This window comes from Isoptericola sp. NPDC057191 (assembly GCF_042670225.1).
GTDB lineage: Bacteria > Actinomycetota > Actinomycetes > Actinomycetales > Cellulomonadaceae > Isoptericola.
This window is the reverse complement of sequence record NZ_JBHUWC010000020.1, coordinates 19647-35481: the sequence shown is the minus strand read 5'-3', so window position 1 is coordinate 35481 and position 15835 is coordinate 19647. Positions and strand designations below refer to the sequence as shown.

At 70.1% G+C, this 15835-nt stretch carries 14 protein-coding genes; 8 read left to right on the top strand and 6 right to left on the bottom strand.

Features of this window, described 5'->3' with window-relative positions:
- Positions 1–7: 7 nt before the first annotated feature.
- From ACFT55_RS05260 to dnaA, 5 genes are all read right to left on the bottom strand, one after another.
- The gene (locus ACFT55_RS05260) at positions 8–517 is read right to left on the bottom strand and encodes a DUF721 domain-containing protein (RefSeq protein WP_380242270.1); all 510 of its coding nucleotides are present in this window, start codon (positions 515–517) and stop codon (positions 8–10) included.
- Positions 518–608: 91 nt separating this feature from the next.
- Positions 609–1808: a DNA replication/repair protein RecF gene (recF, locus tag ACFT55_RS05255; protein WP_380242264.1), complete on the bottom strand. Its 1200-nt coding sequence runs from the start codon at positions 1806–1808 to the stop codon at positions 609–611.
- A 31-nt stretch (positions 1809–1839) separates the two neighbouring features.
- Positions 1840–2736 (bottom strand): phosphogluconate dehydrogenase (NAD(+)-dependent, decarboxylating), encoded by an 897-nt coding sequence (gene gnd, locus ACFT55_RS05250; protein ID WP_380242262.1) that lies wholly within the window; start codon positions 2734–2736, stop codon positions 1840–1842.
- Positions 2737–2780: 44 nt separating this feature from the next.
- A complete protein-coding gene (gene dnaN / locus ACFT55_RS05245; protein ID WP_380242260.1) occupies positions 2781–3914 on the bottom strand; it encodes a DNA polymerase III subunit beta in 1134 nt (377 codons plus the stop codon).
- 635 nt (positions 3915–4549) lie between these two features.
- On the bottom strand, positions 4550–5965 hold the full coding sequence (dnaA, locus tag ACFT55_RS05240; protein WP_380242258.1) for a chromosomal replication initiator protein DnaA: 1416 nt from the start codon (positions 5963–5965) through the stop codon (positions 4550–4552).
- A 404-nt stretch (positions 5966–6369) separates the two neighbouring features.
- Here dnaA and rpmH point away from each other — a divergent pair, with 404 nt between their 5' ends.
- The 8 genes from rpmH (at position 6370) to ACFT55_RS05200 (ending at position 12338) form a co-directional block, all read left to right on the top strand.
- Complete coding sequence (rpmH, locus tag ACFT55_RS05235) at positions 6370–6507, top strand: 50S ribosomal protein L34 (protein ID WP_013840089.1); 138 nt, start codon at positions 6370–6372, stop codon at positions 6505–6507.
- 3 nt (positions 6508–6510) lie between these two features.
- A complete protein-coding gene (gene rnpA / locus ACFT55_RS05230) occupies positions 6511–6900 on the top strand; it encodes a ribonuclease P protein component (protein WP_380242255.1) in 390 nt (129 codons plus the stop codon).
- On the top strand, positions 6897–7226 hold the full coding sequence (yidD, locus tag ACFT55_RS05225) for a membrane protein insertion efficiency factor YidD (RefSeq protein WP_380242253.1): 330 nt from the start codon (positions 6897–6899) through the stop codon (positions 7224–7226). Before rnpA ends, yidD begins: the two co-directional genes overlap by 4 nt.
- 60 nt (positions 7227–7286) lie before the next feature.
- Positions 7287–8219 (top strand): membrane protein insertase YidC, encoded by a 933-nt coding sequence (yidC, locus tag ACFT55_RS05220; RefSeq protein ID WP_380242250.1) that lies wholly within the window; start codon positions 7287–7289, stop codon positions 8217–8219.
- Between the two features lie 22 nt (positions 8220–8241).
- On the top strand, positions 8242–8772 hold the full coding sequence (locus ACFT55_RS05215; protein ID WP_380242248.1) for a protein jag: 531 nt from the start codon (positions 8242–8244) through the stop codon (positions 8770–8772).
- Between the two features lie 78 nt (positions 8773–8850).
- Complete coding sequence (gene rsmG / locus ACFT55_RS05210; protein WP_380242246.1) at positions 8851–9516, top strand: 16S rRNA (guanine(527)-N(7))-methyltransferase RsmG; 666 nt, start codon at positions 8851–8853, stop codon at positions 9514–9516.
- 312 nt (positions 9517–9828) lie between these two features.
- On the top strand, positions 9829–10770 hold the full coding sequence (locus ACFT55_RS05205; RefSeq protein WP_380242268.1) for a ParA family protein: 942 nt from the start codon (positions 9829–9831) through the stop codon (positions 10768–10770).
- 164 nt (positions 10771–10934) lie between these two features.
- A complete protein-coding gene (locus ACFT55_RS05200) occupies positions 10935–12338 on the top strand; it encodes a ParB/RepB/Spo0J family partition protein (RefSeq protein ID WP_380242244.1) in 1404 nt (467 codons plus the stop codon).
- A gap of 2981 nt (positions 12339–15319) precedes the next feature.
- Here ACFT55_RS05200 and ACFT55_RS05195 read toward each other — a convergent pair.
- The gene (locus tag ACFT55_RS05195; RefSeq protein WP_380242242.1) at positions 15320–15727 is read right to left on the bottom strand and encodes a hypothetical protein; all 408 of its coding nucleotides are present in this window, start codon (positions 15725–15727) and stop codon (positions 15320–15322) included.
- Positions 15728–15835: the final 108 nt, after the last annotated feature.

Below are 15835 nucleotides of genomic sequence, written 5' to 3'. Positions count from 1 at the left end.
GGCTCGCTCAGCCGAAGGTGTCCCGCGGTCCCGGGCCGCGCACCGACCGCCGGCCCCGGCGGAACCCGGGGCCGGCAGGCCCCAGCACCGTGACCTGCTCGACCACGCCCTCGCCGACCTCCTCGGCCAGCCGCCGCAGCAGGGTGGGGACGAGCAGGCGCACCTGCGTCGCCCACGCCGTGGAGTCCGCCCGCACCACGAGCACCTTCTCCTCGAACGTCTCCGGCTGGCAGTGGTCGGCCACCTGGGCGCCCACGACCTCTCGCCACCGACCGATCACGCCGCCCACGGACACGTCCGCCGTCCAGCCCTTGTCACGCATGAGCCGACCGACCACCTCGGACAGGAGCTGCGGGTCGCGTGCACCTGGTCCCTGGCCCGACAGCCGCGGCTCCGCCAGGGGCGAGCGGCGTGCCGGCGAACCGGGGCGCAGCCCCTTGGCGCGCGCCGCCGCCTTGGCGCGGTTGAGCGCCTCGCGGGCGACCGCCGAGGGCGGAGTCAGCTCCGTGCGGTCCATGACCGGTCGAGGGTCGGCGTCCCGGCGGGCGGGGCGGTCGTCGGTGGCGCCGGGGAGGCCGACCTCGCTGCCCTCGCCGCCCTCCTCGCCGTCACCCCGCACGACGCACCTCGCCGGGGGTGACCTCGAACCGGGCGCCCAGAAGGACGTCCGGGACGTCGCCGGGCACCGCTGCCGTCACGAGCACCTGGCGCGCCGGGGCGACGAGCTCGGCGAGCCGCTCACGGCGGCGCACGTCCAGCTCGGCGAACACGTCGTCGAGGATGAGCACCGGGTCGGCGTCCGTGTCGAGGTCCGGGTCCCAGAAGGCGCCGTCGGGGACGTGCTCGGGATTCTCGCCCCCGCCGAGGAGCCGGTACGACGCCAGCCGCAGCGCCAGGGCGAAGGACCAGGACTCGCCGTGGCTCGCGTACCCCTTCGCGGGCAGGCCGCCGAGGGTGAGGACGAGGTCGTCCCGGTGCGGGCCGACGAGGCTCACGCCGCGCTCCAGCTCCTGCGGGTGCGCCTCCGCCATCGCGGCGAGCATCGCCTTCTCCAGGTCCTCTGCCGCAGGGATCGGGCCGGATCCGTCTCCAGCGCCCGGCACGCTCGTGCGATAGGTGAGCTCTGCGTCGCCGTCGGCGTCACTGACCTGCTCGTACGCGGCCGCGACCTGGGGACGGAGCGCCTGCACCAGGGCCAGCCGCATCGCGAGGATCTGCCCGCCGAGCTGGGCGGCGCGCGCGTCCCACACCTCGAGGGTGCTCGTGTCCACCGGCCCGCCGGCCCCGGACCGCCGGACGCCGCGCAGGGACTTCAACAGGGCGGACCGCTGCCGCACCACGCGTTCGTAGTCGCTCAGCGGGCCCGCGGCACGGGGGAGCAGCTGCACCACCAGCTGGTCGAGGAACCGCCGTCTGCCGTCGGGGTCGCCCTTCACGAGCGCCAGGTCCTCCGGCGCGAAGAGCACGGTGCGGAGAATCCCCAGGACGTCCCGCGCCCGCCCGAGCTGGCCACGGTTGACGCGCGCCCGGTTCGCCTTGCCCGCCGTGATCTCGAGCTCGACGGTCGACGCCCGCTCACCCCGCACGATCCGCGTGCGCACCACGGCCCGCTCCGCCCCCGCCCGGATGAGCGGCGTGTCGTTCGCGACCCGGTGACTGCCCAGCGTCGCGACGTACCCGATCGCCTCGACCAGGTTGGTCTTGCCCTGCCCGTTGCGGCCCACGAAGGCGTTCGGGCCAGGCTCGAGCTCGACCTCGGCCGCGGCGTACGACCGGAAGTCCAGGAGGGACAGGTGCGAGACGTACATCAGCCTTCTCGACGGCCGGCGACCGGCGAGGTCACTGCGCCGGCTTGACCGCGTGCCCGCCGAACTGCTGGCGCAGCGCAGCCACAGCCTTCATCGCGGGCGACTCCTCCTGCCGCGACGCGAAGCGGGCGAAGAGCGCCGCCGAGATCACGGGCAGCGGCACGGCGTTGTCGATCGCCTCGTCCACGGTCCAGCGGCCCTCGCCGGAGTCGTCGACCCAGTCGTCGATCGCCGCCAGCGCCGGGTCCTCCTCGAGCGCCTTGACCATCAGGTCGAGCAGCCACGACCGCACCACGGTGCCGCGCGTCCACGCCTTCATCGTGCCGTGCACGTCCGTGACGATGTCCTTCTTGGCCGCCAGGAGCTCGTAGCCCTCGGCGTAGGCCTGCATGAGGCCGTACTCGATGCCGTTGTGCACCATCTTCGCGAAGTGTCCCGCGCCGACGGCGCCGGCGTGCACGAAGCCCTCCTCGCGGGGCCCCTCGGGGCGGAGCGCGTCGAAGACCGGCATGAGCGCCTCGACGTGCGCGGCGTCACCGCCGCACATCAGGCCGTAGCCGTTCTCCAGACCCCACACACCACCGGAGACGCCGACGTCGACGTAGCCGACGCCGCGCTCCCCGAGCTCGGCGGCCCGGGCCTGGTCCTCCGGGTAGTGGGAGTTCCCGCCCTCGACCACCACGTCGCCCTCGGTCAGCAGCGTGCCGAGCTCCTGGACGACGCCGCGCGTCGGGTCTCCCGCCGGCACCATCACCCACACGACCCGGCGGTCGGCGGGCAGGGCGGCGACGAGGTCGGCGAGCGACGCCACGTCGGAGACCTCGGGACGCGGGTCGTACCCCGTGACCTCGATGCCTCCGCGGCGCAGCCGCTCGCGCATGTTGTTGCCCATCTTGCCCAGACCGACGAGTCCGATGTGGCTGACCATGGGTACCTCCAGGAGGGTGCGGGGCGAGAGGGCGGGCGCGTGCGTCAGCCGGCGAACCGGATGGGCACGAGCAGGTAGCGGTACTCCGACGAGTCCTCGCCGTCGAGCGACTCCTGGCCGGTGAACTCCACCGGCTTGTTCGGGTGGGTGAACGAGAGCCGGACGAAGTCGGTGCCGAGCGCACCGAGCCCGTCGAGCAGGAACTGCGGATTGAACGCCACCTGGATGTCCTCGCCGACGAGCACCGCCTCGAGCGCCTCGGACGCCTGCGCGTCGTCGCCCTGACCGGCGTCGAGCACGACCTGGCCGTCGGTGAACGACAACCGGATCGGGGTGTTCCGCTCGGCGACCAGGGAGACGCGCTTGGCCGCCTCGATGAGCGGCCCGGTGGCGACGACGGCATGGATCGGCGTCGCGTCGGGGAACAGGCGGCGGACCGGGGGATAGTCGCCGTCCACGAGCTGCGACGTGGTGTGGCGGCCGCCGGCCTCGAAGCCGATGAGGTCGACGCCCTGACCGGTGGAGAGGCCGACGTTGACGAGCCCGCCGCCCCCGCCGAGCGACTTCGCGACGTCGGTCAGCGTCCGGGCGCGCACGAGCGCGACGGCGGAGTAGCCCGGGGTGGCCGGGGTCCAGGTCAGCTCGCGCAGCGCGAGCCGGTAGCGGTCGGTGGCGATGAGGGTGATCCGCTCGCCCTCGATCTCCATCCGCACGCCCGTGAGCAGGGGGAGCGTGTCGTCACGGCTCGCCGCGACGCTCACCTGCGCGACGGCGTGCGTCAGGGCGTCGCCCGTGACGGTGCCGCTCAGCTCCGGCATCTGCGGCAGCGTGGGGTAGTCCTCGACCGGCATGGTCAGGAGGGTGAACCGCGAGGCGCCGCACGTCAGCACGACCTTGGTGCCCTCGAGCGTGACGTCGACCGGCTTGTGGGGCAGCGCACGGGAGATCTCGGCGAGCAGGCGGCCGGAGACGAGCACCGTGCCCGGCTCCGAGACCTCTGCGGGGATCTCGGCGCGCGCGGAGACCTCGTAGTCGAAGCTGGACAGCCAGATGGTGCCGGCCGTGTCGACCTCGATGCGGACGCCTGCCAGGACGGGTGCCGGCGGGCGCGTGGGGAGAGTGCGCGCCGTCCATGTCACGGCCTCGGCCAGGACGTCACGCTCAACCCGGAACTTCATCCCACTCCTCGCGTTGCCGACTGGTGTCGTCGATCGATGTGGACGCAGGGCTGTCGTCGAGGCCCGGTGGCGAGCCTGTACGACGTCATCCGACCTGCCTCGTCGTCCGAGCCAAACCCTACGCGAGACGGGGCGTCTTCGGCACTCGATCCGCACAGCGGGGCCACGGACTGCCTGGTCGCGTCGGCCGGCCTGATGAAGGTGTGTGGATTTCCTTGATGATCAAACGTTCGTCATCGTCATAGGGGTTGTGGATTCTGGGGATGACGTGCGTTTGTGCAGGTCAGAGCCTTGATCAGGGTGTGGAGACTGTGGGGGCAGTCCTGTGGACGACGCCTTGCGCCTGTGGGCAGAGGATTCCGTACCCACAGCCGTCCACCGATCGGGGCGTCGTCGTCCACGGAAAAACCGTCTCGGTCCACATGCGTCCACAGCTTTGTCCACAGGTGTGAATCTCCCCGGCGGGCAAAACTGGTGAGTTGTCCACGATGTCCCTCCACAGGGCTGGGGACGGCGGGGCGACAACAGCGTCACAGCGCGGTCCGGGCTGTGGGCGGAGGTGTGGATGAACGGCCGCGGGCCCGGTCCATGCCCCTGTGGAGAGCATGGCCGGGCCCGTGATCGTGGCTGGAGGGTCAGCCGCGGTGCTGCTGCTTGATGCGGCTGGTGAGCTCGGTCACCTGGTTGTAGGTGGAGCGACGCTCCGCCATCTGGCCGGCGATCTTCTTGTTCGCGTGCATCACGGTGGTGTGGTCGCGCCCGCCGAACTGCTGGCCGATCTTCGGCAACGAGAGGTCCGTCAGCTCCCGGCACAGGTACATGGCGATCTGGCGGGCCGTGACGAGGACGCGCGACCGGGAGGAGCCGCACAGGTCGTCGATCGTGAGGCCGAAGTACGCGGCCGTCTGCGCGATCACCATCGACGGCGTGATCTCTGCCGAGTCGTCGTCGGTGATGAGGTCCTTGAGGACGATCTCCGCGAGGGCGAGGTCCACCTGCTGGCGGTTGAGGTTCGCGAACGCGGTGACGCGGATCAGCGCACCTTCGAGCTCCCGGATGTTCGTCGAGATGCGCGAACCGATGTAGCTGAGCACCTCCGCGGGGACGTCGAGCCGCTCGCTCGCGGCCTTCTTGCGGAGGATCGCGATCCGCGTCTCGAGGTCGGGCGGCTGGACGTCCGTGATGAGGCCCCACTCGAAACGGGAGCGCAGGCGGTCCTCGAAGCCGTTGAGCTGCTTGGGCGGCACGTCGGACGTGATGACGACCTGCTTGTCCGCGTTGTGCAGCGCGTTGAAGGTGTGGAAGAACTCCTCCATCGTCTGTTCCTTGCCCTGCAGGAACTGGATGTCGTCGATGAGCAGGACGTCGACGTCCCGGTAGCGGCGCTGGAACGCTCCGGCGCGGCCCTCGCCGATGCTGTTGATGAAGTCGTTGGTGAACTCCTCGGAGTTCACGTACCGCACGCGCACGTGGGGATAGAGGTTGTGGGCGTAGTGCCCGATGGCGTGGAGCAGGTGCGTCTTGCCCAGCCCCGAGTCGCCGTAGATGAAGAGGGGGTTGTACGCCTTCGCCGGCGCCTCGGCCACCGCGACCGCCGCCGCGTGGGCGAACCGGTTGGACGACCCGATGACGAAGGTCTCGAAGATGTACTTCGGGTTGAGGCGCGTCGGCTCGGCCGACTGCTTGGGGCTCGGCGGCAGCGGCGGGGCCTCGGGCTCGTCCGGTACGCCCGGCTCCGGGGGAGCCGTGTAGTCCTGGGACGGGCCCGTGAGCGTGTCGCTGCTCAGCTCGGGATCGACCGTGATGCCGAACCGGATGTCGCGCCCGAGGGTCGAGGCCATCGCGGAGACGAGCTGGTCGCGCACGCTGGTCTCGAGGTAGGCGCGGGTCTGCTCGTGCGGGACGGCGATGAACACCGTGTCCTCGAGGATCGCCATGGGCTTGGCCAGCTTGATGAAGGCGAGCTGCCGGGCCGACATGTCGGGCCGGGCCTCGAGGGTGGCGAGCGTGTGTGCCCAGACATCCGTGATGTTCTCGTCCGGCTGGGCCACGGGCGTCGTCCTTCTGTCGTTACTGGAATGGCAGCGAGTCGCGAGTCTGCCACCCCCCAGACTCCGTCCACAGCGTTGTCCACATGCTGTGGAACCTGTGGACAACCCTGTGGGTGACCGTACCGGGGCGGGCGGCGCGACGTCGCGCCGAGGTGCGTGAGGTCCTCCATATCGTAGCGACCGGGGACGGGAGGGCGCCCCCGGTCGGGTTTGACCTGAACCCCCCCGGCGGCGTAACGTCGGACAGCCGTTCCAGGTCCTTTCGCGCGCCCACAACCGGGCTGCCAGGTCCTTGATCGGCCCGGTCGGCGCCTCCACGTCCCGTACGCGTGCGCCGACCTGCGACAAGACCTGCATCGTCGGGAAATGACGGTGTGCCTCCCCGACGTTTCTTGGAGTACCTCGTGAGCAAGCGGACCTTCCAGCCGAACAACCGCCGTCGTGCCAAGACCCACGGCTTCCGGCTGCGCATGCGCACCCGTGCCGGCCGCGCCATCCTGGCGAACCGTCGGCGCAAGGGTCGCGCCGAGCTCTCTGCCTGACGGATGCTGCCCGCGGCGCACCGACTGCGCCGTTCCGTCGACTTCGAACGGGCGGTGCGCCGCGGCACGCGTGCAGGTCGATCGACCGTGGTGGTCCATCTCCTCGTCGACCCCGACGACGGCCCGCGGGCCGTGGGGGACGGCGGTACGAGCGATGAGCCGCCACAGGTCGGTCTTGTCGTATCCAAGGCCGTGGGGAACGCCGTGCACCGCAACCAGGTGAAGCGGCGCCTTCGGCATGCCGCCGCGGGGCACCTCTCCTCACTGCCTGCGGGATCGTGCCTTGTCGTGCGGGCTCTCCCCGCATCGAGCGCGGCGACGTACGCCGAGCTGGACCGCGACCTGGCAGGCTGCCTGGACCGGGCGATCGACCGTGTGCGGAGGACTCCGTGACCGCCTCGACGCTCGGCCACGGTCGGGACATGCTGCGGAACCTCCCGGCGACCGTGCTGATCGGTGTGCTGCGCGTCTACCAGACGGTGATCTCGCCGCTGACGGGCCCCACCTGCAAGTACTACCCGTCGTGCTCGCAGTACGCGATCATCGCGGTCCGGACGCACGGCACGCTGCGGGGGACCGGTCTCGCCCTGTGGCGCATCCTGCGGTGCAACCCCTGGAGCCTCGGCGGCGTCGACGACGTCCCGCCTGCTCGTCACAAGCACGCCGACACCGACGTCGACGCGCTGGACCACGAGCACCGCGGCGCACCTCGCCACTGACCATCCCGGATCGCGCCGCCGGGGACCGCAGAGACTTTCCGACAGAGGAGACAAATCGGGATGGATACCATCCTCTACCCCATCGAGTGGGTCGTGGCCTGGATCATGTACGGGGCGCATGCCCTGTTCACGACCCTCGGGATGCAGGACGGTCCGGGCTGGGCGTGGGTGTTCTCGATCGTCGCGCTGACGATCGTCATCCGTATCGCGCTGATCCCGCTGTTCTTCAAGCAGATCAAGGCCTCGCGCGGGATGCAGATGATGCAGCCCGAGCTGCAGGCCGTGCAGAAGAAGTACAAGGGCAAGACGGACCCGGCGTCCCGCGAGGCCATGGGCCGCGAGACCATGGAGCTGTACCGCAAGCACGGCACCAACCCCATGGCGTCCTGCCTGCCGATCCTGCTGCAGTCGCCGATCTTCTTCGCGCTGTTCCGGGTGCTCAACCACCTCTCGGCGATCGCTGACGGGTCCTACCGCACGATCGGCCCGATCGATCAGCGCGTGGCCGCGGACATCGAGCACTCCAAGCTCTTCGGCGCACAGCTCTCCGACGTCTTCCGCACGACCGACTCGACGACGGCGCGCGTCGTGGTCATCTGCCTCATCGTCCTGATGAGCGCCACCATGTTCTTCACGCAGCGCCAGCTGACCATGAAGAACATGCCGAAGGCCGCGCTCGAGGGCCCGATGGCGAGCACGCAGAAGATGATGCTTTACATCCTTCCGGTGATCTTCCTGATCTCGGGGATCAACTTCCCGGTCGGTGTGCTGATCTACTGGGTGATCTCGAACCTCTGGTCGATGGGTCAGCAGTTCTACACGATCAAGCGCATGCCGGCGCCGGGCTCCGAGGCGGAGCGACTCCTCAAGGAGAAGCAGGCCCGCAAGGCCGCCGCCAACGGCGCCATCGAGGCAGCACCGGAGCCGGAGGCCGAGCAGCCTCGCGGCCAGCGTGTGCAGCCCAAGCGCAAGAACCGCCAGAAGCGCCGCTGAGCAGCGAGAGGAATCGACACCGATGACGACGGACACTCCGGTGGACCGGGAGCCCGAGAACACGGCGCGCCTCGAGGAAGAGGGCGAGATCGCCGCTGACTACCTCGAGGAGTTCCTCGATATCGCGGATCTCGACGGTGACATCGACCTGGACATCCAGCACGACCGTGCTGCTGTCGAGATCGTGGCTGACGAGGACGTTGACCTCTCCTCTCTCGTGGGACGGGACGGCGAGGTGCTGGAGGCGCTGCAGGAGCTGACCCGTCTGGCCGTGCAGGCTCGCACGGGCGAGCGCAGCCGGCTGATGCTCGACATCGGCGGCTTCCGCGCCGCTCGCCGCGCCGAGCTGACGACCTTGGCCGAGGAAGCCATCCGGCAGGTGCAGGAGTCGGGGCAGGAAGTCGAGCTCGACCCGCTGAACGCGTTCGAGCGCAAGGTGGTGCACGACGCCGTGGCGGCGGCCGGCCTGGTGAGCGACTCGCGCGGTGTCGAACCGGCGCGGTACGTCGTGGTCCAGCCCGCTGTCGACTCGGGCGCACCCTCCGCGTCCTGAGTGTGGCCGCGAGAGCCCGTTGTTTCACGTGAAACGACGGGCTCTCGTCATGAGGTACGAGAACGAGAAGGGCTGAAGATGACCGAGGACGAGACGAACAGCGCTGCTGGTGCCCGCGACGAAGAGCTCGGGCGGAGCGGTGCGGTGCGCGACTACTTCGGTGATCGCTATGACCTCGTCGCTCGGTACGCAGCGAACCTGCGGGCAGAGGGCGAGCTGCGTGGTCTGATCGGTCCCCGCGAGGTGGCGCGTCTGTGGGAACGTCACATCCTCAACTCCGCCGCCGTCACCCCCTATCTCGAGGATGCGAGGTCGGTGGCGGACATCGGTTCGGGCGCAGGGCTGCCCGGCGTCGTCCTGGCCATTCAGCGGCCGGACGTCGAGGTCCACCTGATCGAGCCCATGGAGCGTCGGACGGCGTGGCTCCAGGAGGTCGTCGATGACCTGCAGCTCGCGAACGTCCAGGTCAAGCGTGGGCGCGCGGAGGAGTACCACGACGCGTTCGAGGTCGACGTGGTGACGTCGCGGGCGGTCGCCGCGTTGAGCAAGCTGGCTCGAATGAGTCTGCCGCTGGTGCGCCGCGGCGGGGCAATGGTCGTCCTGAAGGGTCGCAACGTCGAGCGGGAGATCGACCCCGCCCGCAAGGTTCTCCGGTCGTTCAAGACCGCCGAGCCGGAGATCCTTGAGGGTCGCACGATCGACGACGTCGAGACGACCACCATCTTGCGTATCCGCAGGTCCTGACCGCCCCGGGCTACCGGTGCGTTCCGGCCGACCGTCTCGCTCGTCCGCTGTCTCCACAGGTCGGAGTTTTGACCCGTCCCGCTGGCAGCAAGGCCGTAGAGTGAGCGCGGAGTACCCGGTCCGTGGCGGCAACGCTCGCGCCGCGACCGGACGCAAGGTCTCTGTGGCGAACCGGAGGAGTGGCACGTGAGCACGAGCACGGAGCACGTCGACGACGTCCCGCGCAATGACGGGACCGTGACGGGCGATCCGCACGTTTCACGTGAAACATCGCCCGGGCTGTCCTGGGCCGGTGGTGGCCTCCCCCCGGCGATCGACGGTCACCGGGCCGCTCTCGTGGCCTCCGTACCTGAAGCTGACGAGTCCACGCCCTTGGCAGCGCAGCTCGCGATCGACGCCCGCCGACGCATCGAGCTGCAGGGGAGGCGGTTCCCGCGTCCCGACCGGACGCGCATCATCACGGTGGCCAATCAGAAGGGTGGCGTCGGGAAGACGACCACCACGGTGAATCTCGCTGCTGGCCTCGCGCAGTCCGGCCTCAAGGTGCTGGTCATCGACAACGACCCGCAAGGCAACGCCTCGACGGCCCTCGGCCTCGAGCATCGGGCAGGTACGCCGTCGATCTACGAGGTTCTTGTCGAGGGCGAGCCGCTCGCGAACACGGTGCAGGAATGCCCTACCGTGCCAGGGTTGTACGGGGTTCCGGCCACGATCGACCTGTCCGGCGCGGAGATCGAGCTCGTCTCGCTGGTTTCACGTGAAACACGCCTCCGCCGCGCGGTCGACGCCTACCTGGCGGACCGCGATGCACGAGGTGAGGAGCGGATCGACTACGTGCTGGTCGACTGCCCGCCGAGCCTTGGTCTCCTGACGGTCAACGCCTTCGTCGTCGGTCGGGAAGTGTTGATCCCGATCCAGTGCGAGTACTACGCGCTCGAAGGGCTGAGCCAGCTCCTCAAGACGATCGAGCTCATCAAGGCGCACCTCAACCCCGAGCTGCGGGTGTCGACGATCCTCTTGACGATGTACGACGGCAGAACCAACTTGGCCCAGCAGGTGGCCGCCGAGGTGCGCGAACACTTCCCGAAGCAGACCCTGCGGACGACGGTGCCTCGGTCGGTGCGGATCTCCGAGGCTCCGAGTCACGCTCAGACGGTCATGACCTACGACCCCAGTTCGACGGGGTCCCTGGCCTACCTTGAGGCAGCACGCGAGCTCGCGGAGCGCGCGCCGCAGCGCGCTGACCTGGGATAAGGCGCGATGAGAAGCTCTGTGACGGGCACCATGACGCCCGCGACGGCGACCGTTCGACGCATGGCCAGGCCTCGGCCGGCCGGCGCCCCGCAGCGGCGGGGGCGGCACGATACTTCGACGACGAGCAGGGGAGCGTGGGGCCCCATGGTTCAGGAGGCTGGAGCATGAGTCAGAAGAAGCGTGGCCTGGGGCGCGGGCTCGGTGCGCTGATCCCGTCCGGCCCGGAAGGGGACCGACCCGTCGACGTCTTCTTCCCTGCTGGTGAACCTCGAGAAATGGCAGCGGACGCGAGCAAGCTCGCCAGCGTGGGCGCGGAGCGCACGTCGGGGGAGGCCTCCGACGAGAACGGCCGCACCAGCCGGCGATCTGCATCCTGGGACTCCGCTATCGCGGGGGGCCGCCTGAGCATCCGGACCGGGAACGAGCAGCAGTCGCGGGAGAGTGAGCCTGTTGCCGAGAACGAACGGCCTCAGACGAGCGGTGCGCTGGCCGATCGCTCGGCCATGCCGGCAGGGGCGACCGTCGAGGATGACGGCGGCCTCGGAGCAGATTCGCTGTCGCTGGGACTGATCACGAGCATCGAGATTCCCGACCTGACTGAGTCCTCCCCGGCGCCGGCGCCCGACGAGGACGGGGACAGGTCCGCCGTCGCCGGCGAAGCCACGAATGCAGGGCTCGGCACGGATGCCGATACGCCGGTCCACGATGCCGTTTCACGTGAAACCGAGCTCCGTCCGGTGCCTGGCGCCCGTTTTGCTGAGATCCCGGTGGAGTCGATCCGGCCGAACACCTGGCAGCCGCGCACCGTCTTCGACGATGGTGAGCTCGACGAGCTGGTTGCTTCGATCTCGGAGATCGGCGTTCTCCAGCCCGTGGTCGTGCGGCCCGATGCCTCTGACCAGGACCGATACGAGCTCATCATGGGTGAGCGGCGGTGGAGGGCGTCCCAGGTCGCTGGTCTGGAGACCATCCCGGCGATCGTCCGTGAGACCGATGACAGCGACATGCTGCGCGACGCGCTGTTGGAGAACTTGCACCGTGCGGCGCTCAATCCGCTCGAGGAGGCGGCGGCGTACCGGCAGCTTCTGGACGACTTCGGCTGCACGCATGAGGAGCTCGCGACTCGGATCGCTCGCTCGCGTCCCCAGATCTCCAACACGCTGCGCCTCTTGAAGCTGCCGCCGCTGGTTCAGCGCAGGGTGGCGGCCGGTGTCCTCTCGGCAGGGCACGCACGCGCCCTGCTGGCTCTGAGTGATGGTGCCGAGATCGAACGCCTGGCTCAGCGGATCGTGTCGGAGGGACTCTCGGTCCGCGCGACAGAGGAGATCGTCACGCTGCTGACCAGCGGAGACGGCGGTAAGACGACCCGGCGTGCTCCGCGGGCGGGGCAGCGCAGCGAGGCGATGGACGAGCTCGCGACTCGCCTCGCGGACCGCTTCGAGACGCGCGTGAAGGTCAACATCGGGAAGACGAAGGGACGGCTCACCGTGGAGTTCGCGTCCGTGGAGGACCTCAACCGAATCCTCGGTGTCATGGCACCCGAGGATCCGGGACTCCTTCGCTCCTGACCTCGGAGTTCTCACCAGCGGGCACCGCCTCTTCGGAGCGGTGCCCGCTGGCGTGGGGGCGCATGGAGCGTCGTTGGGGGCCACGACACGCCGCTGGTGCTTGGTCGTCGTCGTGGCATCTGTCGCGCGCTGGTGCACCGCGCCGGTGGCCGCGCGCAGGGCAAATCTCGACGGTGGTAGGCGGCGAGGTTCTGTCGGCCTGCCCGAGACACGTCTCATGCCCTCGCCCCACCGTGAGCCGTCACCAGTAGTTGGGTCCGCCGGTACGCAGGTGAACGCGCGGTCGGGAGTCGCGGAGAGGTCGCCGTGGTCAGCACGGTGGTGGGCTCGCAGAGCGTCGGCGGAGGTCAGCCAGTCCCGCGGAGGCTGAGGCGCGCGGATCTGACGGGAAGCAGTACGCGCACGGTCTGGGTGTAGCAGGCATGTTCCACGTGAAACGTGCACCACGACCGCTCGAAGACTGCCGGTCGTACAACCTCCCGGGGCTGGGCCTCGGGTAGCGTCCAGGCCGAGACCACTGTCGGCGCGGGCGGACGGTGGGGCTGGCGGAGGCGGGGTGCACCCCCTCGGGCCGCGTCGTGGACGACGGGCAGGGCCGCGTCATGGAGGACGGGCAGGGCCGCCGCCTGTGGGTACGAGGGCCCCCACCCGGGCCTTGAGCCCTCGACGACTTCGCACCGAGCGCACCCTGGCCTCGCTCCGCAAGACGAGGCTGCTCGCAGAGGTGGCTCGCCAGCTGGTCAGGTAGCTGGGCGCTGAAGCGCGGGCGATATGCACATGGGGGTTAGGCACAGATGAGCCGCAGGTGCTGACGGGGACCTGAGCCTGCTCGCCAACCCTGAACGTCGCAGCGATGTTTCACGTGGAACGAGAGTCCCAGCTCAGGTCGAGCGACGTTAACCGTCAGGATCTCCTGGCCTCGGCGGCCCCTCAAGGGGACCGCGGGGGAGGAGAGGCTCTGCCGAAGGGTGCAGCGTTGTGTCGGACTCGACGGATAAGCCGGGTACGCCCCAGAGTGACGCGTCAAGATGTTCGTGGCACGGCACGGCACGGCACGGCACGGCACGGCACGGCACGGCACGGCACGGCACGAAGCGGCCGAGCGCAGAGGCAAGCGCGGAGCGGGGTGGCGAACGGGCGGGGGGATGCGCGCTATCGGGTGCGCGGGACGGCGCGGGGTTCTGGTGTCGGAGGGGGAAGCTGAGCGGGGGATCCCTTGCCGCGCAGAGGCGAGCGCGGAGTGGGGTGGCGGTCCGCCAGTGATAGGTCCGGGTTGGCCGTGGTGTCGGGAGTACGGGCGGACCTGGGCGAGGTTGCTGCCGGGCGGGGGATTGGGCGGGGGATCCCATGCCGCGCAGAGGCGAGCGCGGAGTGGGGGGGACCGGCCAGTGATAGGTCCGGGTTGGCCGGGGTATCGGGTACACGGGCGGGCCTGGGCGCGGTTGCTGGCCGGGCGGGGGATAGGGCGGGGGATCCCTTGCCGCGCAGAGGTGAGCGCGGAGTGGGGTAGCGGTCCGGCCAGTGATAGGTCCGGGTTGGCCGGGGTGTCGGGTACACGGACGGCCTCGGCGAGGTTGCTGGTGCCGGCGGGGAGACGGAGCCGGGCGAGGGAAGTCGGTTGGAGGTGTGAGACCTGGGGTCGTCTTGGAGGTGCCGACCGGATGTGCGGGCAGCGGTCGGCTACGCGTCGAGGCGGATGATCGTGCGATGTTCCACGTGAAACGTCGTGGTGTGCCCGGGTCGGTGAAGAGGGGGCGGGGCGTCATGTGCCCTGGTCGGGAGGGGCCCTGCTCGGGAGGCACAGACCAGCGCCGAGGACGGGCGGCTGCGCACGGCGAAGCTTGGCTCCGACGTCACGCTGGGTGTGAACCCTCGCCGCCCCGTGACGGTGGCGCGCCGGCGACGCCCTGGATGGCGGGGAGAGCGAGGCCCTAGGAGGGCCGTCGGGACCGGGGAAGAGTTGCCGGAGACCGGAGGAGCGTCGGAATGACCTCGTCCGGACCGGTGGTCCCGGTCCGCCCAATACGGGCACGTGTGCCGACGCCTCGACGACGCGGAAGGTGCGAGGACTCCGGTTCCTGCGCACGGCTCCGCGCACTGGCACGCTCCAGCCCTGCTCTGCCACAGCGCTGCGGCGCGGAAGTCGTCTCGGGCCCTGGTGGAGCCGTGTGAAGGCCTGAGAGTCACGCGTGCGCTGCATCGGCGCTGGTCACGACGCTGCTCCAGAGCCGACTCGCGGACCATGGTCGGGGAGGACGACGTGATCGGGACATCCCCTGTGGCCGAGCTGAGGCTGACGCATTCACTGCTGCCATCCCAGGCGGCCCGAACGCGCCCGGCGTCCGATCAGTTCAGCGGCTGCAGACCCTCCACCATCGCCTCCGTCGCTCGGTTCTCGCCTCGTCGGCTAGGCCAGCGCAACCTGCGCGACAGGTGTGCGACACGGAGGCGTGCTGACGCACATGGACGTCCGTCCGCTCACTCGTCCCGTGCCCGCGCACCACTCGGCCGGTCCGAGGTTCCCCGGCGGCCGCTGCGCGACGCCGGCATGAGCGGCGCAGGGTTGGACCGACGCTGGACCGACGCGTAGTTTGACCGTGCCCGCACGGCCGCGCTTGGTGGGACCCACGTCGGCACGGCCGCGCCTGGCGGCACCGACGCCCGCACTGCCACGCCTTGTCGGACCGACGCCCGCACGGTAGAGCCGGCCGGAGCGGCGGGGCTACGCCTGCACGGCCTGGCAGCCTGGTGGCCGAGGCTCGGTCGGGCTACGACCGCGTGGGCGAGCCGGACTGGTCGACGGCAGCGGGCACGCCCGGCGGGCCCATGTCCCCTCGGTCCACGACCAGGACTCGACCGCGGCCGCGATCACGGCGTCGCGTGCGCTCGGACTGTGTACGTCGTTTCGGTGCTGGGACGAGGGCGCCCACGGACATCGCTTCGGGTGACGGGTGCGACCCAACCCTGGGACGGGCTGGCCGTCAGGGTGCGGCCGTCCCCAGTGACGCGAGGACGCGGTCGCGCAGCAGCTCGTACTGCTCCCTGTGGTAGCGGGGAGCATCGGGAGGACGGATCACGACGGTGCCACCCACCACGGTCTCCTCCGGCAGAAACTGGTCGGCGGTGAGATCGACGTCCGTACCGTCCGGGAGCCGGTTCCAGTAGTGGTGACCGATCTGGGCACCGTCCACGTGAACCTCCGCCAGGATCAGGTCACCCCCGAGGATGTCCTGGACGACCAGGGCAGTCATGCCGCACTGGTCGCGCGAAGGCTTCTCAGGGCTCCACTCGTCGCTCATGTGGGGGTAGCAGGTGTCGGGGCCCCAAGCCGCGAGGAAGTGCTCGCGGAGCTCGTCAATGGTCGGCATAGCGGCGATCGTCCCAGCCACCACTGACAAGGGACCCCTCGGGAGTCCCGTCTCCGGAGCCCGAGGAGTCGGGACGTGCCGGGGCGATGAACACCCCGGCAACCGGCGACGTGGGACGCCGCGGCCACG